Source organism: Rarobacter incanus (assembly GCF_006715765.1).
Lineage (GTDB): Bacteria > Actinomycetota > Actinomycetes > Actinomycetales > Cellulomonadaceae > Rarobacter > Rarobacter incanus.
The window spans coordinates 50,364-74,461 of sequence record NZ_VFNV01000001.1 but is presented as its reverse complement, the minus strand read 5'-3'; the positions used below and the strand labels follow the sequence as shown (position 1 = coordinate 74,461).

27 protein-coding genes are annotated in these 24,098 nt (G+C 65.5%); 1 reads left to right on the top strand and 26 read right to left on the bottom strand.

The annotated features are described in order from the left end of the window. Window positions 1-83 precede the first annotated feature (83 nt). The 11 genes from FB389_RS00315 to rpsB form a co-directional block, all read right to left on the bottom strand. Window positions 84-974 (bottom strand): GNAT family N-acetyltransferase, encoded by an 891-nt coding sequence (locus tag FB389_RS00315; protein WP_142110849.1) that lies wholly within the window; start codon window positions 972-974, stop codon window positions 84-86. Between the two features lie 13 nt (window positions 975-987). Beyond that, window positions 988-2,121, bottom strand: coding sequence for a flavodoxin-dependent (E)-4-hydroxy-3-methylbut-2-enyl-diphosphate synthase (ispG, locus tag FB389_RS00310; protein WP_211344992.1), 1,134 nt, complete (start codon window positions 2,119-2,121; stop codon window positions 988-990). 66 nt (window positions 2,122-2,187) lie between these two features. Next, window positions 2,188-3,471 carry a M50 family metallopeptidase gene (locus tag FB389_RS00305; RefSeq protein WP_142110847.1) on the bottom strand — a complete coding sequence of 428 codons (1,284 nt, stop codon included), beginning with the start codon at window positions 3,469-3,471 and terminating at the stop codon, window positions 2,188-2,190. A gap of 43 nt (window positions 3,472-3,514) precedes the next feature. After that, on the bottom strand, window positions 3,515-4,705 hold the full coding sequence (gene dxr, locus FB389_RS00300) for a 1-deoxy-D-xylulose-5-phosphate reductoisomerase (RefSeq protein ID WP_246043446.1): 1,191 nt from the start codon (window positions 4,703-4,705) through the stop codon (window positions 3,515-3,517). A 60-nt stretch (window positions 4,706-4,765) separates the two neighbouring features. Next, a complete protein-coding gene (locus FB389_RS00295) occupies window positions 4,766-5,311 on the bottom strand; it encodes a DivIVA domain-containing protein (RefSeq protein ID WP_142110845.1) in 546 nt (181 codons plus the stop codon). Beyond that, complete coding sequence (gene rlmN, locus FB389_RS00290; protein ID WP_142110844.1) at window positions 5,308-6,456, bottom strand: dual-specificity RNA methyltransferase RlmN; 1,149 nt, start codon at window positions 6,454-6,456, stop codon at window positions 5,308-5,310. The genes FB389_RS00295 and rlmN overlap by 4 nt, the downstream gene beginning before the upstream one ends. A gap of 4 nt (window positions 6,457-6,460) precedes the next feature. Further along, complete coding sequence (locus tag FB389_RS00285; protein WP_142110843.1) at window positions 6,461-7,327, bottom strand: phosphatidate cytidylyltransferase; 867 nt, start codon at window positions 7,325-7,327, stop codon at window positions 6,461-6,463. Then, complete coding sequence (gene frr, locus FB389_RS00280) at window positions 7,327-7,884, bottom strand: ribosome recycling factor (RefSeq protein WP_142110842.1); 558 nt, start codon at window positions 7,882-7,884, stop codon at window positions 7,327-7,329. The genes FB389_RS00285 and frr overlap by 1 nt, the downstream gene beginning before the upstream one ends. A gap of 25 nt (window positions 7,885-7,909) precedes the next feature. Beyond that, a complete protein-coding gene (pyrH, locus tag FB389_RS00275; protein ID WP_142110841.1) occupies window positions 7,910-8,635 on the bottom strand; it encodes a UMP kinase in 726 nt (241 codons plus the stop codon). A gap of 78 nt (window positions 8,636-8,713) precedes the next feature. Next, complete coding sequence (tsf, locus tag FB389_RS00270; protein WP_142110840.1) at window positions 8,714-9,565, bottom strand: translation elongation factor Ts; 852 nt, start codon at window positions 9,563-9,565, stop codon at window positions 8,714-8,716. A gap of 50 nt (window positions 9,566-9,615) precedes the next feature. Continuing rightward, the gene (gene rpsB / locus FB389_RS00265) at window positions 9,616-10,461 is read right to left on the bottom strand and encodes a 30S ribosomal protein S2 (protein WP_142110839.1); all 846 of its coding nucleotides are present in this window, start codon (window positions 10,459-10,461) and stop codon (window positions 9,616-9,618) included. A gap of 285 nt (window positions 10,462-10,746) precedes the next feature. Here rpsB and FB389_RS00260 point away from each other — a divergent pair, with 285 nt between their 5' ends. After that, a complete protein-coding gene (locus tag FB389_RS00260; RefSeq protein WP_170207800.1) occupies window positions 10,747-11,331 on the top strand; it encodes a M23 family metallopeptidase in 585 nt (194 codons plus the stop codon). A gap of 22 nt (window positions 11,332-11,353) precedes the next feature. Here the strand turns inward: FB389_RS00260 and FB389_RS00255 are convergent, their stop codons facing one another. From FB389_RS00255 to ffh, 15 genes are all read right to left on the bottom strand, one after another. After that, window positions 11,354-12,265, bottom strand: coding sequence for a FliA/WhiG family RNA polymerase sigma factor (locus FB389_RS00255; RefSeq protein ID WP_142110837.1), 912 nt, complete (start codon window positions 12,263-12,265; stop codon window positions 11,354-11,356). Window positions 12,266-12,314: 49 nt separating this feature from the next. After that, window positions 12,315-13,262, bottom strand: coding sequence for a tyrosine-type recombinase/integrase (locus FB389_RS00250; protein ID WP_211344924.1), 948 nt, complete (start codon window positions 13,260-13,262; stop codon window positions 12,315-12,317). Window positions 13,263-13,375: 113 nt separating this feature from the next. Continuing rightward, the gene (gene dprA, locus FB389_RS00245; RefSeq protein WP_142110836.1) at window positions 13,376-14,566 is read right to left on the bottom strand and encodes a DNA-processing protein DprA; all 1,191 of its coding nucleotides are present in this window, start codon (window positions 14,564-14,566) and stop codon (window positions 13,376-13,378) included. Continuing rightward, window positions 14,566-16,134, bottom strand: coding sequence for a YifB family Mg chelatase-like AAA ATPase (locus FB389_RS00240; protein WP_142110835.1), 1,569 nt, complete (start codon window positions 16,132-16,134; stop codon window positions 14,566-14,568). The genes dprA and FB389_RS00240 overlap by 1 nt, the downstream gene beginning before the upstream one ends. Continuing rightward, entirely contained in the window at window positions 16,131-16,523 is a 393-nt protein-coding gene (locus tag FB389_RS00235) for a YraN family protein (RefSeq protein WP_342776006.1), read from the bottom strand. Before FB389_RS00235 ends, FB389_RS00240 begins: the two co-directional genes overlap by 4 nt. A gap of 70 nt (window positions 16,524-16,593) precedes the next feature. Beyond that, on the bottom strand, window positions 16,594-16,893 hold the full coding sequence (locus tag FB389_RS00230) for a DUF2469 domain-containing protein (protein WP_142110834.1): 300 nt from the start codon (window positions 16,891-16,893) through the stop codon (window positions 16,594-16,596). A gap of 34 nt (window positions 16,894-16,927) precedes the next feature. Beyond that, window positions 16,928-17,650, bottom strand: a complete 723-nt coding sequence (locus FB389_RS00225) for a ribonuclease HII (protein ID WP_246043445.1) — start codon at window positions 17,648-17,650, stop codon at window positions 16,928-16,930. 56 nt (window positions 17,651-17,706) lie between these two features. Further along, window positions 17,707-18,513: a signal peptidase I gene (gene lepB, locus FB389_RS00220; protein ID WP_246043444.1), complete on the bottom strand. Its 807-nt coding sequence runs from the start codon at window positions 18,511-18,513 to the stop codon at window positions 17,707-17,709. Continuing rightward, entirely contained in the window at window positions 18,510-18,872 is a 363-nt protein-coding gene (rplS, locus tag FB389_RS00215; RefSeq protein WP_142110833.1) for a 50S ribosomal protein L19, read from the bottom strand. Before rplS ends, lepB begins: the two co-directional genes overlap by 4 nt. A 170-nt stretch (window positions 18,873-19,042) precedes the next feature. Further along, window positions 19,043-19,846: a tRNA (guanosine(37)-N1)-methyltransferase TrmD gene (gene trmD, locus FB389_RS00210; RefSeq protein ID WP_142110832.1), complete on the bottom strand. Its 804-nt coding sequence runs from the start codon at window positions 19,844-19,846 to the stop codon at window positions 19,043-19,045. Then, window positions 19,843-20,376 (bottom strand): ribosome maturation factor RimM, encoded by a 534-nt coding sequence (gene rimM, locus FB389_RS00205; RefSeq protein ID WP_142110831.1) that lies wholly within the window; start codon window positions 20,374-20,376, stop codon window positions 19,843-19,845. Before rimM ends, trmD begins: the two co-directional genes overlap by 4 nt. A gap of 109 nt (window positions 20,377-20,485) precedes the next feature. Beyond that, a complete protein-coding gene (locus FB389_RS00200) occupies window positions 20,486-20,725 on the bottom strand; it encodes an RNA-binding protein (RefSeq protein ID WP_142110830.1) in 240 nt (79 codons plus the stop codon). Beyond that, window positions 20,725-21,153 carry a 30S ribosomal protein S16 gene (gene rpsP, locus FB389_RS00195; protein WP_142110829.1) on the bottom strand — a complete coding sequence of 143 codons (429 nt, stop codon included), beginning with the start codon at window positions 21,151-21,153 and terminating at the stop codon, window positions 20,725-20,727. The genes FB389_RS00200 and rpsP overlap by 1 nt, the downstream gene beginning before the upstream one ends. A gap of 213 nt (window positions 21,154-21,366) precedes the next feature. Then, entirely contained in the window at window positions 21,367-22,479 is a 1,113-nt protein-coding gene (locus FB389_RS00190) for an amidohydrolase family protein (RefSeq protein WP_246043443.1), read from the bottom strand. A gap of 1 nt (window position 22,480) precedes the next feature. Then, window positions 22,481-24,079, bottom strand: coding sequence for a signal recognition particle protein (gene ffh, locus FB389_RS00185; protein WP_142110827.1), 1,599 nt, complete (start codon window positions 24,077-24,079; stop codon window positions 22,481-22,483). Window positions 24,080-24,098 lie beyond the last annotated feature (19 nt).

Here is a 24,098-nt window from a genome sequence, read left to right as displayed (position 1 = left end):
CGAGGCCACGCTCACCCCGATCCGCGCAGTCGGCCCCGGCGCCGGCCGGGGGTGCGCGGGCCTCGTTTGTCCTATCACTGACGCTAGAAGATCACCGTCGCGTACTCGCCGACCTGCCTGAACCCCACGCGCTCGTAGGCGCGGATCGCCGCCGCGTTGAAGTCATTGACATACAGGGACGAGGCCATCTGCCGCTCCGCGAGCGCGTTGACGATCGCGGCGACGCCCGCCGTGCCAATGCCCTGGCCTCGCACCCGGGGATTGACCCACACGCCTTGCAATTGCGCGACGCCCTCGAAGTAGGCGCCGATTTCGGCCTTGAAGGCAATCCCCCGGCTCCCCGGTACGATCGCCGCCAGCGGAATCATCCACGATCTGCCTGCGCCGATCAGGGCGCGCACGCGCGCGGGGTACGCGACGGGGGCGGTCTGTAGGGGCGAGTAACCGATCTCCCCCGTGAACATCTCCACGCACGCGGGCAACAGGTCAGCGAAATCGGCCGCCTGAGACTGCCTGGCCGCCGGATGCGCGGGAACCTTGGCGCGCCCGCGCATCACCATCGAGAGCTGGTGCTCGCGCACCGCGCGGGGCGTGATCCACCCGGGGCCGAGCGTGCGCCACACGGGCAGGACGTCCAAGGCGGGGCCGACCATCGACGCGAGAGCGCGGATGGGCCGCAGCACTGCCGCGGCCGCGGCGTGGAATCCGGACGCTCGGTGCGGGTTGACCGGGACCACGTTCCCGCCCACCCACAGCAGTGCGCGCAGATCCCCAGTTGCAGGCAAGCCCCACAGCGCGCCGCCCGCATCAGTGAGCGTGCCGCGGGCGCAGGCCTGCTGAATCTTCGCGGCGGCCAGCATGCTTCCCACGGGATCGTGGGCGCACAGCGCCCGCGCGCTAGCCAAGTCCTCATCGGCCAGCGGCCTCATCGCGGGCGCGGGCGCAGCCCTGCCCCGACCGACCAGCCAGGCCATCGCGTTCCGCGGCCTACTTGCCGACCGTGACCACGGGGGCGGCGTCGGGATTGTGCGGCATGTCCTCGGCTAGCCGCAACGCCTCCTCGATGAGGGTTTCCACGATCAAAGCCTCGGGAACCGTCTTGATGACCTCCCCCTTGACAAAGATCTGCCCCTTGCCGTTGCCCGATGCGACACCCAGATCGGCCTCGCGCGCCTCCCCTGGACCGTTGACGACGCACCCCATGACGGCGACCCGCAGGGGAACCGGGAGCCCCTCGAGACCTGCGCTGACGCGCTCCGCGAGGGTGTAGACGTCCACCTGTGCCCGCCCGCACGATGGGCACGATACGATCTCGAGCTTGCGCTCGCGCAGGTTCAGGCTCTGCAGAATCTGGATACCGACCTTGACCTCTTCGACGGGCGGCGCCGACAGCGAGACCCTGATGGTATCGCCGATGCCGCGCGAAAGTAGCGCCCCGAACGCGGTGGCCGACTTGATCGTTCCCTGGAATGTTGGTCCCGCCTCGGTGACGCCGAGGTGGAGCGGCCAATCGCCGCGTTCGGCGAGCAGTTCGTAGGCGCGGACCATGATGACCGGATCGTGGTGCTTGACGGAGATCTTGAAGTCATGGAAATCATGCTCTTCGAATAGGGATGCCTCCCAGACGGCGGATTCAACCAACGCCTCCGGAGTCGCCTTGCCGTACTTCTCCAACAGCCGCTTGTCCAGCGAGCCCGCGTTGACTCCGATGCGCAGCGAAACCCCGGCGTCCTTGGCCGCGCGCGCTATCGCTCCCACCTGGTCATCGAACTTGCGGATATTGCCGGGATTCACGCGCACCGCCGCGCACCCCGCGTCGATCGCAGCGAAGACGTATCGCGGCTGAAAGTGGATGTCGGCGATGACGGGAATCTGCGATTTCTTCGCGATGATCGGCAGCGCGTCTGCGTCGTCCTGGGAGGGGCAGGCAACGCGCACTATGTCGCATCCGGCGGCGGTCAGCTCCGCGATTTGTTGCAGAGTCGCGTTGATGTCGGTGGTTGGAGTGGTGGTCATCGATTGCACCGAGACGGGCGCATCACCGCCGACGTCGACGCGCCCAACCTTTATCTTCCGCGACTTTCTGCGCGGGGCTAGAACTGTCGCGGGTGCGGCCGGCATGCCGAGGTTGATTGTAGTGCTCACCCGCCAATTATCCCCCACTGACGCTGGGAATCGAACGCAGCGCTAGATTTGCACCGGCGCAACGATATCCGCGTAGATCATGACCACACCCATCGCAAGCAGAACGAAGAACATCCCGTAGGCGACAGGAACCATTCGCGCGGTGTCCGCGGGGCGCGGGACCACCTTGCCGCGCGCCCGCGCAAGAGCGCGTTTGAGCATTTCGTAGATCGCACCTGCGACGTGGCCGCCGTCGAGCGGAACAAGCGGGATGAGGTTGAATACGAACAGCGCGATGTTCAGCCCGGCAAGCAGCTGCGCGAGGCTCACCCAGGTGGCCTGCGCGGGAATGTTGGTTGTCGGCATCGATGTGATTTCGCCGGCAATGCGACCGACCCCGACGACCGAGACCACCGCGTCGGTCCCGCGCTCCTCGTGGCCGAAGGCGGCCTTGGCGCTCTGGTAGACCTTTTGGGGCAGGTCGATGATGATTCGCGCCGTGCCCGCCACCTGGTCCCACACCACGCCCGGCACGGTGGCGATCGATTGGGGCTGCCACTGGTAGGTGGGCGATATGCCGATGTAGGATCGCGTCGTCCTTGTCCCATCGGATTGTTCGCGGGACAGGGTCACGGGGGCGACTTGGACCTCGCGCAGCGCCCCATCGCGCTCGACGGTGAGGGAAACCGTCGCGGAATCGAGTTTTTGCAGGGATGAGGCCACCTCGTCCCATGTTTTTGTCTGCGTGCCCCCAACCGCTTCGATCACGTCTCCGGCACGCAAACCCGCCTGATACGCCGGTGCCGCAACCTGCCCGCTGGGGCAATCACCCGCGGCTGTTTCGCTTGTTGCGGTGCCCGTGATGCACGCGGCCGGTTGCGCGATAGTCGTCGAAAGCGCGAGTTCCCCGAAACCGACTTGGGTGATCGTGAGCAACACGATCGCGATGAACAGGTTCATGACCGGCCCACCGAGCATCACGATCATCTTCTTCCACGGCGCGAGGTTGTAGAACGCGCGGCCTTCCTGCCCCGGCAATACCTCGCTCATCGAGGCGGCGCGCGCGTTGGTGATCAGCGCGGCGATTCGTCCCCGCCGCGGCTTCGCGTCGGGGTCCGCAGGCGGGTACATGCCGACCAGGCGGACGTATCCCCCGAGCGGAATCGCCCTGATGCCGTACTCGGTTTCGCCACGTCTCAATGACCAGATCCGCGGGCCAAATCCCACAAAGTACTGCGGAACGCGGACGCCGAACCGCTTGGCGGGAACCATGTGGCCGACCTCGTGCAGCGCTATCGACGCCAAAACTCCGACGACGATGACAATGATGCCCACGACCGAACTCATACGTGTCCCCTCCCAGCGTTACGACGATGCACGTCAGTTTCGGCTATCCGCCTGTGGATTCCCTGGCCCTGGCCCGCGCCCACTGCTCGATTCCCGCGATGTCATCGATCGTTGCGGGATCGCTCGATCCGCGCACGACGTTTCCGACGGACTCTAGGACGCCTTCGACCGTTTCGGTGATTTTCAGGAACCCTATGCGTCCGCAGCGAAACGCATCGACCGCGACCTCGTTGGCCGCGTTCATCGCCGCGGTGTGCCACGCGGATTCCGCAACGGCTTCGCGCGCCAGGGATACGGCCGGGAAAGTCTCGCCGTCCAGCGGCTCGAATGTCCAGGCTCCCGCATCCGTCCAGGGGAAAGCTCCAATCGCGCCCGGGATCCTGTCGGGCCACGCCAGCGCCACCGCGATCGGCAGGCGCATATCGGGAGTCGAAACCTGCGCAAGAGAGGAACCATCGAAGAATTCGACCGCGGAGTGCACGATCGATTGGGGGTGAACCACGACTTCGATGTCGGCCGCGGGAACGTCGAAGAGCGCGTGCGCCTCGATCAATTCGAGCGCCTTATTCATGAGCGTCGCGGAGTTGATCGTCACCACCGGCCCCATGCTCCACGTCGGGTGCGCCAGCGCTTGCGCGAGGGTGACGGTGGCGAGCTGCCGGCGCGTGTACCCGCGAAACGGGCCCCCGGAAGCCGTCAGGATTAACCGGCTGACCTCATCTCGGCGCCCCGCACGCATGGCCTGCGCCATCGCCGAGTGCTCGGAATCGACCGGAACGAGTTGCCCCTCGCGCCTAATCGCGCGCTTGACCAGCGGCGCGCCCGCCACCAAGGACTCCTTGTTCGCCAAGGCGAGCGTTGCCCCGGATTCGAGCGCTGCGAGCGTCGGGCCGAGCCCGATCGAGCCGTTGGCCGCGTTCAAGACGATGTCGTGGCCCCCGCCGGCAAGGTCAGCGGGCGAACGGGGACCTGCCTCGACGCTCACGTGGCCAACGCCGTGCGCCTCCAACGCCTCTTTGACGTCTGCGAGCCTATCGGGGTCAGCGATTGCGACGGCGGGCACTTCGAACTGCGCCACCTGGCGTGCGAGCAAGTCCGGTCGCGATCCCGTCGCCGCCAACCCACTCACGCGATACGCCGCACGATTGCGCGCGACGACATCGAGCGCCTGCGTGCCGATCGATCCCGTGGACCCGATGATGGCGAGGGCGCGCGCACGCCCGGTCGCTGCCACCCGGTGAACGCCGTCACTGGGCGCCGATTCTGGTGATTGACTGATCGGGTGCATGCCGTATCAGGCCGCGCCCAGCAGCACCCGCGCGGCCCGGCGCATAAAGGCATCCACCGACGCCTCGTCGTAGCCCTTTTTGCCCCGGCGGCGGCGGAACACCGCCTGCTGTATGTCGCGGGCCGTCAGCGGCACGCCGTTGTCGAAGAATGCGGTGAGCCTATCCAGAACGTCATCGACCTGCGCCGTGTCGTACGAGTAGCCGCCGCTACCGGGCTTGAAACGCTCGCCGCGCGGACGTGTCAGGCGGCCGTAAAGGGTTGTGGCTTGGGCGGCGAGTTGCGCGTTCCACTCGGCCTGCCCCCGGGTTGCGGCAATCTCCGCCCGATCCTTGGCAACCATGGCCGCGGCGAGCCGGTCCAGCGCCGCGTCCACTGCGGGACACTGATATCCGCGGTGCACTAGGTCGAAGGAGGCCCGCTGAATCTCGTCAACCGATAGCTCCGCTCCCGGCTGCCCTTCGTAGGTCGCCCGTGCCAGGTCGAAGAAGTCATCCACTTCCTCGGGATCGTAGCCATACGCAAAAAGTCGCACCTTCTTGAATGCTGTCATGCCGATTGCTCCTCTTTGGCGGCAGCGAGTTGCCCGCACGCCCCGTCGATGTCGCTTCCACGAGTATCACGAATTGTTGTGGGAATCCCCTGGGCACGAAGGCGACGCACGAATTCGCGTTCGACGTCGAGGTCAGGCGCCGTCCAAATCGACCCGGGTGTTGGGTTCAGCGGAATGGGATTCACGTGCACCCAGGCGCGACCCCGCGCGTTGAGCTTCTTCGCAAGCAGATCGGCGCGCCATGCATGATCGTTCATGTCCTTGATCATCGCGTATTCGATCGACACGCGCCTGCCCGTGACGTCGAAATAGTGCCTGGCGGCGTCAAGGGCCTCCCCAACCGACCACCTGGTGTTGATGGGCACGAGTTCGGACCGCAGATCGTCATCGGGTGCGTGCAGGGATAGTGCCAACGTCACCGGGATGCCTTCGTCGGCCAGCTTCCGCATCGCCGGTACCAATCCGACCGTCGAAACCGTTACGTTGCGGGCCGACATGCCCATCCCCCACGGTCCTTCGGTTGTAAGAGCCCTGACGGTTGCCATGATCGCCTTGTAGTTGGCCAGCGGCTCACCCATCCCCATGAACACGATATTGGATAGGCGCGTTGGCCCGCCGGGAATCTCCCCCGCGGCGAGCGATCGCTCAGCGTTGCGCACCTGGTCGATGATTTCGGCGGCGGAAAGGTTGCGTGTCAGACCCATCTGCCCCGTCGCGCAGAACGGGCAAGCCATACCGCATCCGGCCTGGCTCGAAATGCACAGGGTTGTGCGCTTGGGGTAACGCATAAGAACCGATTCGACCTTCGCGTCATCAAACAGGTTCCACAGTGTCTTGACGGTGGTGCCACCGTCAGCTTTGAGAGCGCGAACCGGCCGCAACAGGTCCGGAAAGAACGCCGCCTTGACGTCATCGCGAACGCCCTGCGGCAGATCGGTCATGGTCGATGGATCGGCGTTGAATCGTTCGTAATAGTGCTTGGCGACCTGGCTAGCGCGGTACTTAGGGAGGCCAATCTCCGCAAATTCGGCGACCAGGTCCGCTCCCGCGATGTCCGCGAAGTGCCGGGGTGGTTTGCCCCGGCGCCCCTTTGTGCGCGTCGAAAAATCCAGCGGTAGCCCTAGAGGCTGTGGCCTTACTGCCATGTTTCTATCCTCCCGCAACCGCGCTCATGCGGTCCGCTACAGCGAACACCACGTATACGAATGGAGCCGTCAGAAGCATCGAATCGATACGATCCAGCACTCCGCCGTGGCCGGGCAAGAGGCTCCCCATGTCTTTGAGCCCCAGATCCCGCTTCAATAGCGACTCTCCCAGGTCGCCCAGCGTCGCGGTGACGGGAACTATGATCCCCAGCATCGCTGCGGAAATCGGATCGATCCCTATGAGCTTGGCTCCCACCAAGGCGACGGCAATTGCCAGGGCAAACGAACCGGCCAGTCCCTCCCACGTCTTCTTGGGAGAGACGCTGGGCGCCAGCGGATGCTTGCCCAAAAACACGCCCGCGAAGAACCCACCGACGTCCGAGGCAACCGCGAGGAGCAGCAGCAAGGCCACGCGATACTGCCCGCCCGGTTCGGCGAGTATGATCACCACAAATCCGGCCATCAACGGCAAGTAGGCGACCGCGAACGCGATGCCGGTCAGGTCGCGCACCGCGCCCTGACCGCCGCCCTCCATCAGGCGCCACACCACTGCCGCCACGATCGTGAGCACGCAGGCGATGAGCAGGCCTTCGAGGCCGATTTGGTACGAGGAGATGCACACTCCCGCGCCGCCGACGGCGAGCGGAACAACCGGAATCCGTATGCCCTTACGCGAAAGCGCCTGGTCCAATTCCCACATCGCCAAGCCCACGGCCAGCGCCGCAACGATGATGAAGTATGCCTTCGAGATGAACAACGAGACGCCGACGATTGCGAGTAGGCCAAGCCCAACGGGGACTGCTACGCGCAGGTCGCGGCCGCCCCGCTTCTTCGTGGTGGCGGCGACCACGGGGGCGTCTAATTCGGGCATCAGACCTCGAGCAGTTCCTTTTCCTTGTGCGTGAGCAGGACGTCTATCTGCTCGACGTGCGCCTTGGTCAGGGATTCGAGTTCCTTCTCTGCGCGTGCGACCTCGTCCTCGCCCGCGTCTCCGTCCTTCTCCAGCCGGTCAAGTCCATCCTTCGCCTTGCGACGCACGGCGCGCACGGAGACGCGCGCTTCCTCGGACTTGGTCTTGGCGAGCTTGACGTATTCCTTGCGGCGTTCCTCGGTGAGCGCGGGAAGCGTGACGCGAATTATGTTCCCGTCGTTGGTCGGGTTCACGCCGAGATCGGATTCGCGCAGGGCCTTTTCGATTCCCGCCATCGCAGACTTATCGAACGGCGAAAGAATGATGGTGCGGGCTTCTGGAACGGTGAACGAAGCCAGTTGCTGCAACGGAGTCGGAGCGCCGTAGTAATCGACGGTGATCTTCGCAAAGAGCGCCGCGTTAGCACGTCCGGTGCGGATAGCGGCAAATTCTTCCTTTGCCACGTCAACCGCTTTGTCCATCTTTTCCTCAGCTTCGAGGAGTATTTCGTCAATCACAGGGGCTCCAATCGTTGGGTTCAGTCTAGTCGGCGACAACTAGCGTGCCGATTTCCTCACCGAGCAAGGCCCGGGTCACGTTGCCGGGGGCGTCCATCCCGAACACCCGCATCCGGACATCGTTGTCTCGGCACAGGCTAAATGCGGTCGAGTCAACAACGTTGAGGCCCTTGACCAGCGCCTCGTTGTATCCCAGCACGTCGATCTTGGTTGCGGTCGCGTCCTTGTGCGGATCGGCGGTGTAGACCCCATCGACCCCGTTCTTCGCCATGAGGACCTCTTGCCCCCCGGTCTCCAGGAGGCGTTGCACCGCCACCGTATCGGTGGAGAAGTACGGCATTCCGGCACCGGCGCCGAATATGACAACGCGGCCCTTTTCGAGGTGCCTAATGGCCCGCAGCGGAATGTATGCCTCCGCCACCTGCCCCATTGCGATAGCCGTCTGAACGCGGGTGGTAACACCCGATTGCTCGAGGAAGTCCTGCAGCGCGAGGCAGTTCATCACTGTACCGAGCATGCCCATGTAATCGGCGCGCGCGCGGTCCATGCCATTGTTCGCGAGTTCGGCGCCGCGGAAAAAGTTTCCCCCGCCGACAACGATCGCCACCTGTACCCCCCGGTCGACGGCGACCGCGATTTCCTCCGCAATCCGGCGCACAACGTTCGGAGCAACTCCGATCGTGCCACCGCCGAAGGCCTCACCGGACAGCTTAAGTAGAACTCGTCGTGGCGTAGTTTGCGTTAGTGGCACCGGGGTTTCTCCTTTGCGGGCAAGTGGGTGTGGATCGGCCCGGCTCACCGCAGGGGTGAACCGGGCCGATTGAGTCGATCAGGCGCCTACGCGGAACCGAACGAACTCGGAAATGCTGCCGCCGGCTTCCTTGAGAAGCTGACCGACCGTCTTACTCGGGTCCTTCGCGAGGGGCTGCTCAAGGAGAACCGTGTCCTCGAAGAACTTGTTGAGCCTGTTGTCGGCGATCTTCGCGATGATGTGCTCGGGCTTGTTGCCACCCTCGTTGCGAGCAGTCTCTTCAACGATGCGTCGCTCGTTGGCAACGACGTCAGCGGGGACGTCTTCACGGCTCAAGTATTCGGGCGAAAGCGCCGCGATGTGCTGCGCGATGTCCTTGGCAACGGTGGCGCCGGCCGCATCGGTGGCAACCAGGACACCGATCGTGGGCGGAAGGTCGGCCGCGGTGTGGTGCACGTAGCTGGCAACGCGCTCCCCGGAGACGCGCGCTACGCGGCGCAATTGCACCTTTTCGCCGAGCGTAGCGGCGGTGGAGTCGATAACCTCTTGCACGGTCTTGCCATCCGCGTCCGCGTTGAGCGCATCGGTTTCGTTGGCAGCTCCGTCAGCAACGACTGCGTCCAGAACCCGCGCCGCCAGGTTGATGAAGGGGTCAGACTTAGCAACGAAGTCGGTCTCAGAGTTGAGCTCGATCATCGTGGCGACCTCGCCCTCGACTTCCTCTGACTGCCGCACGCTCAGGGCGATCAGGCCCTCCGAGGTGGATCGGCCTTCCCGCTTCGCGACGCCCTTGAGCCCCTTGACGCGGATAATTTCGAGTGCCTTGTCAACGTCACCCTCGGCTTCTTCGAGAGCCTTCTTGACATCGAGCAGACCAGCGCCCGTACGCTCGCGCAGGGCCTTGATATCAGCGGCGTTTACTTTCGCCATAATGCTGTCCGTTCCTTACTTGAGTGAATGAAGTTCAGTGAAAATTAGGGTCAGGCTTGCTCGCTGGCCACGGGCTCGGCGGCCTCGGCTGGCGCAGCGGCGGCCTCGGCTGGCGCATCGGCCCCGGCAAGCAGGTCGGCCTCCCAGTCGGGAAGCGGCTCGGCGGCCGCGCCCGACTCCGCGTTCTCGCTCTTAGCGGCGCCGGCCGACCGGTCGATGACGCCCTGCGCAACGGCGTCCGCGATGACGCGGGTGAGCAACGCGACGGAACGAATCGCGTCGTCGTTCCCCGGGATCGGGAAGTCGACCACGTCGGGGTCGCAGTTGGTGTCGAGGATAGCGACAACGGGAATACCCAGCTTGCGGGCCTCGTCGACGGCAAGGTGCTCCTTGTTCGTGTCGACGATCCAAATCGCGTTCGGAACCCGGCTCAGGTCGCGAATGCCACCGAGGGTGCGGGCAAGCTTGTCCTTCTCGCGGCGCAGAACCAGCAGTTCCTTCTTCGTGTAGCCGGAACCCGAAACGTTGTCGAAGTCGAGCTGCTCCAGTTCCTTGAGTCGCTGCAAGCGCTTGTGCACGGTGGAGAAGTTGGTCAGCAAACCACCGAGCCAGCGGTAGTTGACGTAGGGCATGCCGACGCGGGTTGCCTGCTCGGCGATCGCTTCCTGGGCCTGCTTCTTGGTACCGACGAACAGGACGGTCCCGCCGCGGGTCACCGTCTCCTTGACGAACTCGTAGGCGTTGTCGATGTAAGACAGCGACTGCTGCAGATCGATGATGTAGATGCCGTTACGCTCGGTGAAGATGAAACGCTTCATCTTCGGGTTCCAACGACGGGTCTGGTGTCCGAAGTGGACACCGCTCTCGAGCAGTTGACGCATGGTCACGACGGCCATGACTGTCCTCCTTCGCGCCCCTCGGGGCGCATCTTTGGGCGGCGCGTGAGCGCCGCAATCGGTTGTCGGACCGCCGTGGGGGCGATCCCCTGGTGCCAGGTTCGTCGCAGTGCGCTAGGCGCACACCGAAGCGACTCATCGCACCCTGTCGGGTGCAAGATGGCACGCGAAGTCAGCCGAAATGGTTCGGCCGCTGTGTCCATACTACCCGAGCCAACCGAGATTGTTTTCCACACCACCGCGATACGCCGTTTCGGGGCGCGGATCCGCTGCCACGATATTTCCATGAACGAGTTCTCCGTGTTCGTTGCGATCGTCCTGGTGGCGCCGTTCATCACCGGCATCCAGGCCGCCGGCCCTGCAGCCACGGGGAGCGGCATTCCGTACGCTGGCGCCGCGCCGGTGAATCAGCACACCACTTTCGGCGCGGTCCCGCGCGACCGGGCGTCATATAGCCTCCCGCTCGCCGGTGCCGCGATTGCTGATGTCGTTCGCCGTTTCGAACCGCCCGCGACGACGTACTCGCGTGGGCATCGCGGGGTAGATATCGCTGCCGATGAGGGTCGCACCGTTTTCGCTCCGCGATCCGGAACCGTCACCTTTGCCGGGCAAGTCGCCGGTCGCGGGGTCCTGGTGATCAGCCACCCGGACGGCCTTCGCTCCACCCTCGAAGCGGTCTCGACCGCGCTCAGCCGGGGGGACGCGGTCGAAAGCGGGCAGGCCGTCGGCAAGGTCGCGGCGGGACACGATTGCCGGGGCCTAGCCGCATGCTTGCACTGGGGAGTCCGCACGTCGGCCGGTGACTACATCGATCCGATCTCGCTGATTCGCGGGGGAAAGATCGTCTTGCTGCCGCGCAACGAAGAGTAGGCCGACGAGCGGCAATGGGACCTCAACGCAGCCCATATTCGGTCACCCGGATCCGCAGCTGCTTCATGGCGTTCGAATGCAACTGCGAGATGCGAGATTCCGTTACTCCCAGAACCCTGCCGATGTCGCTGAGAGTCATGCGTTCAAAGTAGTACAGCATTAAGACCAGGCGATCGCGGTTTCCGAGAGTGCCGACCATCTGAAAGAGGATTTCGCGTTGCTCGGCGTTCTCGATCGAGCGCGCGGGGTCGTCGTTGTGCAGTGCGGGCTCGTTGGGCGCGAGCCGCTGTTCGATAGCGTCGCCGACGGCCAGCAGTTCGTCGAGGGCGACGACTGACGTCGTCGAATTGTTGGATTCTATTGCGGATAGTTCAGCTGCAGCGATCCCCAGATGATCTGCAATCTCTTGGCGAGTTGGTTCGCGCAGCAACGCCGACTCGAGATCGCTGATCGCGCGCTCGACCGAGCGAGCCTTCGAGCGGACCGAGCGCGGGACCCAGTCCATGGACCGCAGGCCATCAATGATCGCTCCGCGGATGCGAGTCTGCGCATAGGTTTCAAAGCGCACATCGCGATCCGGCTCGAACTTGTCAATGGCGTCGATGAGACCGAACATGCCCCATGAGACCAGATCCGCCTGTTCAATGTTGTTGGGTAAACGCGTGGCGACGCGCGCGGCGACGTGACTCACGATCGACCCGTAATGCAGTATGAGCTTCTCTCGCGCGGCGCTGGCCGCCGTCATCCGGAAATAGGTCCACACAGCATCGATCGGCCCGTTTTCCAAGTCGATGACTTGGCCGCGTGCAGCTGCCGCGGGGTGGGCAAGGTCGTCGGCGCTTCCCGCCGCGGTTGGATCGTCAGCACGATCACGGCGCGCGAACACCAGTCCAGAAAGCGCACGGTCGTGTCCTGGCAATGTCGGTCCCCTCATCGCGGCTACGGATTCACCTCCGGTCGGCGCGTCGCTACCCACGCTACGGTCACGCACGCGGGAACGCCTGCCTATACGACGACCGTAGTCGTGCCGCCGTTACGTGCGTGTAACGCTGGGTGGTGGCGACGCTGGCGTGACCGAGGATTTCTTGCACCGATCGCAAGTCCGCCCCGCCTTCGAGCAGGTGCGTCGCGGCGCTGTGGCGCAACCCGTGCGGAGAAATGTCGGGCGTTCCCGCCGCGGCACATGCCTGGTGGACGGCTTCGCGCATCTGGCGCACGCCCCACCTGCGCCCGCGCGGGGTGAGAAAGAGCGCCTCGGCGTGTGGCGGTTCGAGGTTCGCAGCGATGACAGGACGGCCATGTTCGATCCACATCGCGAGCGCATCGCGAGCGGGTTCGCCGAGCGGAACCACGCGGTCTTTGTTTCCCTTCCCGTGCAGCAAAATCGTGGCGGAGGCGACGTTGATATCCGCCAGATTTGCCGCATGAGCCTCTGCGATACGCGCCCCCGCACCATAGAGCAGCTCAAGTAGGGCCCACCGCCGCAGACGATGCGGCTCCTTGTCCTGCGCGGCCGCGCGCTCCTCGTCCAGCAATCGGATCGACTCGCCGGGTGTCACGACCGCGGGGAGCCGGGCGGGGATGCGCGGCGATTGGATCCTTGCGACGCCGATATCGTCGGCGCCCTGGGTTGCCGTAAGCCAGGCGGCGTAGGCGCGCAGGCTCGCCCTAGCGCGCGCAAGCGTTGACTTGGCCAATCCCCGCGAGACCATGTCGGAGAGCCACCGACGGACGTTTGCCACGCCTAGATCCGCCGGTTCAATGCAATCCGTGCCAAGGAAGGCCGCGAACCCGCGCAGATCCGCCGTGTAGGCGCGGGCGGTGGCGACGCTGAGGCCTTTGCGCCCGACGAGGTAGCTCTCGAATTGGGCGCACATGTCGGCGCAATGCGGTCCGTCGGCATTGGGCTCGAACGTGCGCCTCGCGGTCATGGTCTTTACCGTGGTCCACAATCCCGCCGAGCGCAAGTGGACCTGCCGTATCGTTGAGATTTTTTCCGAAAATGGCGGCCCACAGGTCCGCCTGCCGCTTCGCGGGCTCGATCTCACTGCCGGGTGCTCACCCACATGCCTTTGTCCCACGCAACCAATCCGGCCGCCTCAAGTTCTCCGAGTGCGGTCATCACCGTGTTCGCGGCGAGTCCAGTCGCAGCGATTACGTCGCCCACACGCGCACCGTGCGCGCTGCTTTCGACGCATGCCGCGACGCCTCTCGCGGCGGACTCCAACCACCGGGGCCGGCCGCGGTAAGCTCCGATCGCCAGCGTTCCCTGTGTCGCTGCCCGGCCTTCGTCCCACTGCGCGGTCAAGCTCGCAATCATCTCGACGACGTGGTCGGCGTCGTAGACGCACGTTGCGACCCCCGTGCGCATGAGTTCGTGGCATCCTTGGGACACGCGCGATGTGATGGGACCGGGCACGGCGCCGACGGGTCGCGACAGCAGCGCGCTCTGGCGCGCGGTCGACATGGCGCCCGACCGAATCCCGGCTTCGATGACCACCGCGGCCCGGCCGGCCGCGGCGATGAGCCTATTGCGGTGCAAGAAGCGCGACTTCCAGGGGCGCGCCGACGGCCCCATTTCGGCCATCACCAAGCCCCCCTGCTCGCAGATCCTGCGGAAAAGCGCGCCGTGGGCAGCCGGATAATCGACATCAACGCCCCCGGGCATGAACGCGACGGTTCCACCGCCGACGCTAAGAGCCGCCCGATGCGCGGCCGCATCGATGCCATAGGCCCCGCCGGATATGATCGCGTGGCCCCGCGCCGCCAGCCCGCAAACGATTTCCGTGGTGGCGGCAATCCCATATGCGCTCGCCGCCCGCGCTCCCACCACCGACGCTCCCCTGGCGAAGAGCTCCGCGAGGTTCCCGTTTCCCCGCACCCACAGGGCCAACGGCCGCGTGCCCTGCAAGTCGTCGAGGATCACCGGCCAATCGGCATCGCCCGGTATCACCACCCGGACCTCACCGCATCGGGCGAGGCGCCCCTCGAGGCTGCTCGCGGTCACATGCGACGCCGCTGCGTGCCAGCGGAGCACGGACTTGCGCAATCGCTTAGGCACCTCACTTGTTCGACCATCGCTAAGACGTCCGCCCTGCTCATCGAGCCATGACCACGCATCCACCGCTCCCATGGTCTCGACAAATGCGATTGCCGCCGTCTCGGCAGGTTCCACGACGCAGGACCACGCCATGCGCGCCTGGCGTTCCCCTTCCACCTGTACTAGCTTGTTCATCAGGCTGGTCCCATCGTTCGCATAGCGACCGCCTGCGCTATGTGCGCTCGATTCGGGGATTGCTCGCCGTCGAGGTCCGCGAGCGTCCAGGCGACCTTGACGACCCGGTCTGCCGCGCGCAGCGACATGTGGCCCCGTGTCAGTGCTTGATCGAGGGGCTGGGTGATGCGCGGATCCGGCCTCCACCGGCTTCTTAGCCAACTGCCGGGGGTGTTCCCATTGACGGACCAGGGAGTCCCACGCAGCCTTTCAGCGGCAGCGTCGCGCGCGCGAGCGACCCGCGCCGCGATGACGCGGCTGGACTCGTGCGCGACATCGGTGCGGACCCCCGACACCCGCGTGAGCGTCGTGTACAGGTCCACGCGGTCCAAGAGCGGCCCCGACAGGCGTGAAAAGTAGCGGCGTTGGGTCAGGGACGTGCATCCGCACTGGTCACCTGGCTTGCCGCATGGGCAGGGATTTGCGGCCATGACTAGCTGAAATGAGGCGGGAAACCGTGCGATGGCACCGCTGCGGTGGATCGTAAGCTCGCCTGCCTCGAGCGGCTGCCGCAGCGTCTGGAGGACCCGCGCGGAAAACTCCGGCGCCTCGTCGAGGAATAGGACCCCGTGGTGTGCCAACGAGATCGCCCCGGGTCGCGGAATACCCGAACCCCCGCCGACTATTGCGGCGGCGGTAGCCGTGTGGTGCGGTGCCTGGAAGGGCGGGCGGCGGATCAAACCCGCCGATGAATCGAATTCACCGGCGAGCGAGTGGATCGAGGTGACCTCCACGGATTGCTGGTCAGTGAGGTCAGGCAGGAGGGTGGGCAAACGCGATGCCAGCATGGTCTTGCCCACCCCGGGCTCCCCCGTCATGAGCAGATTGTGACCGCCCGCCGCCGCCACCTCAATCGCTAGCTTCGCTTCGGGTTGCCCGATGACATCCGCCATATCCCCGTGGCGCTGGGGTCCGCCAGCGGCGTGTTCGCGGGTTCTTCGCGATGCCGGTGCCCGCAGCGGGACGCTGACCCCTAGCTCGCTCGCTACCTGGCCCAGCGACTGCGCACCGATCACGCGCATACCTGGGACCAGGCAAGCCTCCGCCGCGTTCTCGGCCGGCACGACAATGGTTGCGATGCCCTCGTTCGCGGCCGCCACGACCGCGGGCAGGATTCCACGCACGCCGTGAACCGATCCGTCGAGCCCCAGCTCCCCGATCACCACGACCTCCCGCAAAGCCTCCGGCTGGATCATCCCCGCGGCGATCAAGACGCTCAGCGCTATCGCAAGGTCGAATCCGCTGCCGCGCTTCGGCAGCGATGCGGGAGCGAGGTTGACCGTGATTCTGCGCTGGGGAAGCGGCACGCCGGTGCTCGCCATCGCGGCCCGGACGCGGTCCTTTGCCTCGCTGAGGGACGCATCGGGTAGCCCCACTATGGTGAGGCCGGGTATGCCCGACCCCAGGTGCACCTCGATGTCGATTACGTGCCCGACAACGCCCACCAGCGCCACGGATTGCGCCCGGGCCCACCCGCGCTGGCCCGCATCGGTCACCTTGAGCGTCTGCGCGCTCGGCGCGGCGCTCATCGGTGCCCAACCGTAACCATCGACACTGCCAGGCCATCGCTGGAGGCAATAACTGCCGCCACATCGATGCGGACCGCGTCGTAGGCCGGATGCTCCGCTTGGGCCAGCCACAGGCCCGTCAACCGGCGTATCCGGGCGAGCTTTCGGCCATCGACGGCCTCGGCCGGATGCCCAAAAGTCAGCGATGACCTTGTCTTGACTTCAACGACAACGAGCGTTGCGCCGTCCAGCGCGATGATGTCCAATTCGCCGTAACGACAGCGCCAGTTGCGCTCGACGATGACCCACCCTCGCTCTGCAAGGTACATGGCCACGTGATCTTCCCCGCCTCGTCCCAGATTCCGCCTGGAACGCGGTGGCATTGCTTGCGCTTCATGTATGAGGTTCACGCACTCAAATCTGCAAGAAAGTGAGGCGGGGAACTCGTCGATCTATGCCACTGTGGATAACTTCACGCCGTCAGATATCGATGTCCGTCTTGGTCAATTCCTCGACGTTGACGTCCTTGAACGTGACCACGCGCACCGATTTCACAAACCTCTTGGAGCGATACACGTCCCAGACCCACGCATCTTGCAGACGCAGTTCGAAATACACCTCACCGGCCGCCGAACGAACCTGCAGGTCAACGCCGTTCGCCAGGTAGAACCGGCGCTCGGTCTCGACCACATAGGAAAACAGCCGCACCACATCGCGATACTCGCGGTAGAGGGCCAGCTCCATGTCGGTTTCGTACTGCTCTAGATCATCTCCACTCACGCATCCATCATGGACCATTTCCCGGTGCGATGCGTCACCGCCGGCACCACGATGCGCGGTGGTGATCCGTGACGCCGTATGCCGCGATGGCCGCCCGGTGTGCCGCCGAACCGTACCCGACGTTGGAATCCCAGCCATACTCCGGGTGTTGCCGGGCAAGTTCGACCATCAGGGCATCGCGATAGCACTTCGCAAGGACCGAGGCGGCGGCGACGGTCGCGCATTCCACGTCCGCCTTCACCCGAGTCGTCACCCTTGGCACCACTGGTGGCCAGGGTTCGCCGCTCTGCTCGGCAAAACCCGCTTCCCACAGGGAGTCCTGGCGCGCCGCGGGCGCCGAGAGCCAATCGTGGCTGCCGTCAAGCAAGACCGCATCCGCGCAGGTGCCACCGCCCGCGACCGCCAGGAGCGCTCGTCGCCCCGCCCTGCGCAGAGCCTCGATGATCCCGCACTGTTCGACCTCGCCGGGGCTGGCCTCCCCAATCGCCCACACGTCGGCCCAAGCCTTGATCGGATCGACGAGTTCCGCCCTGCGGGCGGCCGACAGCAACTTCGAATCGGTGAGCCCGGCGGGGACCTCTCGCCGCAAATCAAAAACGCCCACGACGCCGACGCAGACGGGACCGGCGAGCGCCCCGCGACCCACCTCATCCATGCCCACCAGGAGCACCGAATCGGCACCGATCGATCGTTCGACCGCGAGCGTGGCCTGCCGCACCGGCTTCGCGGCTCGTCGTTCCCTAGCCGGCGGAGCCAACGCCCCGCCCCTCTTGCGCGGATGCGGGCTGCACCGCGCGTACAGGTAGGGAGTCCCTATTTGGCGGCGGATTGCGCATCGACCGTGCCGAATACCGATTCGGGGTTGGTGTGCCACGAGAGCCTATTGAGCGGCCACACCGTCGCGAACGCGGTTCCGACGACCTGATCGTCGTCGACAAATCCGCCCCCCGCGTCGCCCATGTGGTACCGCGAATCGCCCGAATGTTGCCGGTTGTCGCCCATCACCCACAGCTTGCCTTGCGGGACGGTGACATCGAATTCCTTCTCGCTCGGGATCGACCCGGGTTTGAGGTACGTCTCGGATATGGCCGTCCCATTGACGCTCACGCGCCCATCATCGGTGCAGCAAACGACGCGATCGCCGCCGACCCCGATGATTCTCTTAATCAAGTATTGCGTGCCGGTTTCGGGCAGCAGTCCGACCATCTCCAGGCCCTTGCGGACGGGATTGCTGGTCGGTTCGTTGGACTCCGTGAGCCAACCGTCCGTGTCCCGGAACACGATGATGTCGCCGCGGCGCACGTGCGAAACCGATGTCGACAGTTTCGACACGACGACCCGATCACCCTCGAGAAAGGTATCCTCCATCGACTCGCTCGGTATGACGAACGGTTGCACGAGGAAGGTCTTAATGATGAACGAGAGCACCAGCGCGATGACCACGACGACGGCGAAGTCGATGACGTGCCCCGCCTGCGGATGCTCGGAACGCCACCTGTCGAAGGCGCGCCCCCACGGCGTACGGGCCGCCTTGCCCGCGCCGTTATCGTCGCTATGCGAACTCGGCGACGAACCCCCATCCTGGTTGTCCGCCGCCGAGTCAATCACTGAGTCGCTCACTTCTTGGTGGGAACCGACTCGCGCTTTTCCTTGATCTTCGCCTTCTTGCCGCGCAGCTCGCGCAGGTAGTAGAGCTTGGCGCGACGGACATCACCGCGGGTGACGACCTCGACCGATTCGATGGTCGGCGCGTGCAGCGGGAACGTCCGCTCAACGCCAACCGCGAAGCTGACCTTGCGAACGGTGAAGGTCTCGCGGACGCCCGACCCCTGGCGCGCGATAACGACGCCTTGGAACGCCTGGATACGCGAGCGGTTACCTTCGATAACCTTCACGTTGACACGCACGGTGTCGCCGGCGCGAAATTCGGGGATGTCGGTGCGCAGCGAGGCTGCGTCTACGTGGTCTAGGGTGTGCATTTTTTCTCCATTGCCTGCCACGGGTCAGACAGGGTCGGGCCGAAACTCGGCAATCGCGATCAATAAGCGGCCCGCAATCCGCGGTTGGGTATCCAACCGCGCGCCGCCGATTCCCCCCATGGCAGGTAGGCGACACAGACCAACAAAAAATACTACCCCAAGGGCCGCGACTATGAAAAGTCGGCCCCGCCCTCGCCTTCCGTCGCGGGGACGCCGCCCGCGCGGAGAACCTCGTCCGCAGCGCGCACGACTGCCTCGTCGGTTTGCGACAGTCCGCCACGGTCGCGCAGCGCTGCGAGCATGTCCGGCCGGATCGCTGCCGTTTTTTCCAGCGCCCGATCGCGCCGCCACCGGGCGATGTTGGCGTGGTGACCGCTGAGCAAGGGCGCGGGTATCTCGATTCCGCGCCAGGACACCGGCTTTGTATACACGGGATACTCAAGCAGCCCCGCTTCCCCGTGCGACTCCTCCACCAGCGACTCCGGGTTGCCGACCATGCCCGGTATGAGCCGCGCGACGGCCTCGATCATCACCAGGGCGGCCACCTCGCCCCCGTTGAGCACATAATCTCCGATTGACGCCTCGACGGTCGCGATTCCCGCGGCGCGATAGTGCTGGGCCACCCGCGCGTCGATGCCCTCGTAGCGGCCGCACGCGAACACCAGGTGCGGACGCTGCGCCAACCGCGCCGCGAGCGCTTGGGTGAAGACCTCGCCCGACGGTGTAGGAATAACCAGGGTTGACTCCCGCTGCAACACGTCGTCCAGGGCGTTCCCCCACACGTCCGGTTTCATCACCATCCCGGCGCCGCCACCGGTGGGGGTGTCATCGACGGTGCGGTGGCGATCGGTCGTCCAATCCCGCAGGTCGCGGACGTTGACGTCCAATAGGCCCGATTCCTGCGCCTTTCCGACCAGCGACAGTTTGAGGGCGTCCAGATAGGCCGGGAAGATCGAAATGACGTCGATTTTCACGAAGCGGATTCCCCGTCCTCTCCATCCGCGTGCAGCAGCCCCCCGGGCGGATCGATAACGACGCGGCCGCCCGCAGTATCAACGATGGGCACGATCTGGCGTACCAGCGGGATCAGTGACGAGCCCCCCGGCTCGCGTACCACCAACAAATCTTGGGCGGGCATGTGTTCGAGTCCCGTCACGGTACCCACCTGGCGGCCATCGACGCGTTCGACCCGCAACCCGATGAGTTCGTGGGGGTACCAGGCGTCCTCGTCACCGCCGTCGTCGAGCGCCTCGATGTCCGCGCTGAGCACCGCACCGCGCAGTTGCTCGGCCCCATCGCGGTCCGAGACCTCGTCGAATCGCAAGTACCAGCGGCCCTTGTACGTGCGCGCCGCCGCGATCGTAAGCGATTTGAGGGGCGCCCGCTCCACGCGCAGCGCGCGTCCGGGCACGAATCTGCGATCCGGGTCGTCGGTGCGAACCGTAATTGCGACTTCTCCGCGAAGTCCCTGCGCGCGATCGATGCGCGCCACAATGAGCTCCATCGAGGGTCCTTCCAACCCGGGCGACCCGCGGTGCGGCACGCCGTGCGACAAAGCGAGGTGGCCCGAACCCTGCCGGGTCCGGGCCACCTCGCTCAACTATGAATACCTTCTAGGCGCGATCCACGTCGACGACGTCGACGCGCACGTTCCCACGCGGGGCGATTCCGGTGATGACGGTGCGAAGCGCCCGGGCAGTCCTGCCCGAACGTCCGATGACCCGTCCCAGGTCGTCCGGGTGGACGTGAACCTGCAGGATCTCCAAACGTTGCGTGCGCTTCGTGGTGACGGAGACATCATCTGGGTGATCGACGATACCGCGCACTAGGTGCTCGAGTGCGTCGGCCAGCATCAGGCCTGCTCGTCCCCGGCGGCTTCTTCACTGGCGGACTCATCCGCAGCGGCCGCCTTGGCGGCGCTCGCGTCGGCCTTGATCTTTTCGGCCTCGGCGTTCGCCTTCTCGATCGCGGCCTGCGCGTCGTAGGCGCCTTCCTTGACCTTCAGCGTGCCTTCGGTACCCGGCAGGCCCTTGTGCTTCTGCCAGTCACCCGTGACCTTGAGCAGCGCCAGAACGGGCTCGCTCGGCTGCGCACCGACGCCCAGCCAGTACTGCGCACGCTCGGAGTCGATGTCGATCAGCGACGGTTCCTCGGTGGGGTGGTACTTGCCGATCTCTTCGATGACGCGGCCATCGCGCTTGGCGCGTGAGTCCGCAACAACGACACGGTAGTAGGGTGCCCGGATCTTACCGAGGCGCTTCAAACGAATTTTGGTGGCCACTTGTGTGGTCTCTCCTGGTTCTATGTGAGGTGAACATGGCGGTCGCAGGTGGTGGGGCCACCGCTCGGCGAGTTCGGGACACAGCAACGCACCGATGAGAGGGGTCGGGCATGCCGAGTACAGCGGTAAATTATGCCAGGCTTGTGGGCAAGGATGCAAGCCCGCAAACACGACCGGGTGCGGCCCCGTGGGATGATTCGGCGCTGAACCCGATTACGCTCCGCGCGCCGGTCCCGGCCCGACCACGGTGCCCGCCGCGATGACGTACTTTGGCGATCTCAGCACCCCTATGTCGCGACGCGGGTCCCGGTCGTATCCCACCAGGTCCGCACGGGCCGATTCCGCGACCGCGGGCGCCCCGATGAAGGCCCGGGTGCGCCAGCTCGCCATGGCCACCACCTGCTGCGCTGGTATGCCCGCTCGCACGAGCTCGGAGCACTCGTCGGCAATTCGCCCGTGCCCGATGGTTCCCCCCGCGTCAGTGCCGACCAGCAGCGCGACCCCGGCATCGTAGAGCATGCGCACGTGATCGTAGCGTCGCGCGTGCATGGCGCGCATGTGAGCGGAAAAGACCGGGTACTTCAGCTCCCCCTGTGCCGCGATCCGGTCGAACTGCGCGATTTGCAACATGGTGGGAGTCACCGCGATGCCACGCTGGGTGAGAACGGGCAGATCGGCCTCGCGCAGCCCGGTGCCATGTTCGATGCAATCGACACTCGCCGCCAGCAGGTCCGCAATGGTTGCGGCGGCGAAAGTGTGCACTGTCACCCGCGCGCCGAGCGCGTGTGCCGCATCCACCCCAGCAACCAGGTCATCGCCGCCCCACAGCGGCCGCAAGTCGGCGCGAGCGCCCATGGACCTGTCGATCCAGTCACCGACCAGCTTCACCCACCCATCGGCGCGACTGGCCTCATCTGCCATCGCTTGCGGAAGCTGCGTGGATGAGGCGAGTTCGCGCGCGTAGTGGCGCAGGTACCGCTTCGGGAGCGCCAGGTGCCGACCCGCGCGGATAATGCGGGGCATCCGCGTATCCTCATCCAGCCACCTGGTATCGGCGGGCGAACCCGCATCGCGAATCGCCAAGACCCCCGCGCTGCGATCGGCGATCGCCTGCTGCAGCGACTCGGCGCGATCCACCGCCCCACCTGGGCCGAGCCCGATGTGGCAGTGCGCATCGGCCAAACCCGGAAAGAAGAACCCGGCCGCCGTGGCATCCGGGATGCCTGCCGGCCGCTGCAAGGTGAGCCGATCACCGACCACCCAGGCCTGCCCAACCTCCTCGCCATCGCCGAGGGCGATCGTTCCGGTCAGGTGCAGTACTGCCACGCTACTTGCCCAAGTACTTGCTGAGATCGATGTTGAGGTCGTCGACGTTGGTGGTCGCATCCGCCCGCTGGTTGATCCCGAAGGCGCTGCCATTGGGCCGCTGGGCGGATTCTTCGCTCGCGGCAAGCGCCGCCTTACGCGCCTTCATCGCCTGCACGGACGCCTTGCGCTGGGCGGCCTTGTTTTTCTTTGCGCCGCCCGCCGCGCGCGCGCCCGCCCGCTTGCCCGATCCCGGCAGCGACCCCATGCCCGGCATGCCGCCCATTCCGGGCAGTCCGCCGGTCTTTCCCATGTGCTTCATCATCTTTTGCGCGCTTTCGAAGCGGACTAGAAGCTGGTTCACCTCTGCCGGGGTGACGCCCGAGCCGCGAGCCACGCGCGCCTTGCGCGATCCGTTGAGGATCTTCGGGTTGGCGCGCTCCATCGGCGTCATGGACCGCACGATCGCCTCGACGCGGTCGACCTCACGTTCGTCGAAGTTATCGATCGCTTCACGCATCTGTCCCATTCCGGGAAGCATGCCGAGCATCTTCTTCATCGACCCGAGCTTGCGCAGTTGCTGCATCTGCACCAGGAAATCCTCGAGGGTGAAGCCGTCGCCGGAGACGATCTTCTTCGCCATCGAGGCGGCCTGCTCGGCATCGAACGCCTTCTCGGCCTGCTCAATGAGGGTGAGGATGTCACCCATGTCCAAAATGCGCGACGCCATGCGATCGGGATAGAACGCCTCGAAGTCCCGCAGTTGTTCGCCGGTCGACGCGAACATGATCGGCCGACCCGTAACCGATGCGACCGACAGGGCGGCGCCGCCGCGCGCATCGCCATCGAGCTTGGACAGGACGACGCCGGTGAAATCGACCCCGTCCAGGAACGCCTTCGCGGTCGTCACCGCGTCCTGACCGATCATCGCGTCGATGACGAACAAAACCTCGTCGGGGTTGGTGGCCGCGCGGATGTCGGCCGCCTGCGCCATCAATTCCCCGTCAACGCCGAGCCGGCCGGCGGTGTCAATAATTACGACATCGTGCACCTTCGCGCGCGCCTCGGCAACGCCGTCGATAGCGACCTGCACCGGGTCACCGGTCGGGACCTCCAGCTCGGACGCGACGCCCGGGTGCGGCGCATATACGGGAACGCCCGCGCGCTCGCCAACCACCGAAAGCTGCGTGACGGCATTGGGACGCTGCAGGTCGGCCGCCACGAGCAGCGGAGTGTGCCCTTGCTCGCGCAGGTGCAGCGCTAGCTTGCCAGCCAACGTGGTCTTGCCCGCACCCTGCAAGCCCGCGAGCATGATGACCGTCGGGGGGACCTTCGCGAAGCTGAGCGGACGCGCGCTTCCACCCAGGATCGAGATCAACTCGTCGTTGACGATCTTCACGACCTGTTGGGCCGGGTTCAGCGCACCCGATACCTCCGCGGAAAGCGCGCGTTCGCGCACGCGACCGGTGAATTCGCGCACGACGGGAACGGCGACGTCAGCATCCAAGAGCGCGCGCCGGATCTGGCGGACGGTGGCGTCTATGTCAGCTTCGCTGAGACGTCCCTTGTTGCGCAGGTTCTTGAACGTCGAGGTGAGACGGTCGGACAATGTGGCAAACACGAATGGATTCCTTCAGCCG

Bases quoted from the DNA above. Each gene is read 5' to 3' on its own strand.
- FB389_RS00315 (WP_142110849.1), bottom strand. From the start codon at position 974: ATGGCCTGGCTGGTCGGTCGGGGCAGGGCTGCGCCCGCGCCCGCGATG.
- ispG (WP_211344992.1), bottom strand. From the start codon at position 2,121: ATGCCGGCCGCACCCGCGACAGTTCTAGCCCCGCGCAGAAAGTCGCGG.
- FB389_RS00305 (WP_142110847.1), bottom strand. From the start codon at position 3,471: ATGAGTTCGGTCGTGGGCATCATTGTCATCGTCGTCGGAGTTTTGGCG.
- FB389_RS00295 (WP_142110845.1), bottom strand. From the start codon at position 5,311: ATGACAGCATTCAAGAAGGTGCGACTTTTTGCGTATGGCTACGATCCC.
- rlmN (WP_142110844.1), bottom strand. From the start codon at position 6,456: ATGGCAGTAAGGCCACAGCCTCTAGGGCTACCGCTGGATTTTTCGACG.
- FB389_RS00285 (WP_142110843.1), bottom strand. From the start codon at position 7,327: ATGCCCGAATTAGACGCCCCCGTGGTCGCCGCCACCACGAAGAAGCGG.
- tsf (WP_142110840.1), bottom strand. From the start codon at position 9,565: ATGGCGAAAGTAAACGCCGCTGATATCAAGGCCCTGCGCGAGCGTACG.
- rpsB (WP_142110839.1), bottom strand. From the start codon at position 10,461: ATGGCCGTCGTGACCATGCGTCAACTGCTCGAGAGCGGTGTCCACTTC.
- FB389_RS00260 (WP_170207800.1), top strand. From the start codon at position 10,747: ATGAACGAGTTCTCCGTGTTCGTTGCGATCGTCCTGGTGGCGCCGTTC.
- FB389_RS00255 (WP_142110837.1), bottom strand. From the start codon at position 12,265: ATGAGGGGACCGACATTGCCAGGACACGACCGTGCGCTTTCTGGACTG.
- FB389_RS00250 (WP_211344924.1), bottom strand. From the start codon at position 13,262: ATGACCGCGAGGCGCACGTTCGAGCCCAATGCCGACGGACCGCATTGC.
- dprA (WP_142110836.1), bottom strand. From the start codon at position 14,566: ATGAACAAGCTAGTACAGGTGGAAGGGGAACGCCAGGCGCGCATGGCG.
- FB389_RS00240 (WP_142110835.1), bottom strand. From the start codon at position 16,134: ATGAGCGCCGCGCCGAGCGCGCAGACGCTCAAGGTGACCGATGCGGGC.
- rplS (WP_142110833.1), bottom strand. From the start codon at position 18,872: ATGCACACCCTAGACCACGTAGACGCAGCCTCGCTGCGCACCGACATC.
- rimM (WP_142110831.1), bottom strand. From the start codon at position 20,376: ATGGAGCTCATTGTGGCGCGCATCGATCGCGCGCAGGGACTTCGCGGA.
- FB389_RS00200 (WP_142110830.1), bottom strand. From the start codon at position 20,725: ATGCTGGCCGACGCACTCGAGCACCTAGTGCGCGGTATCGTCGATCAC.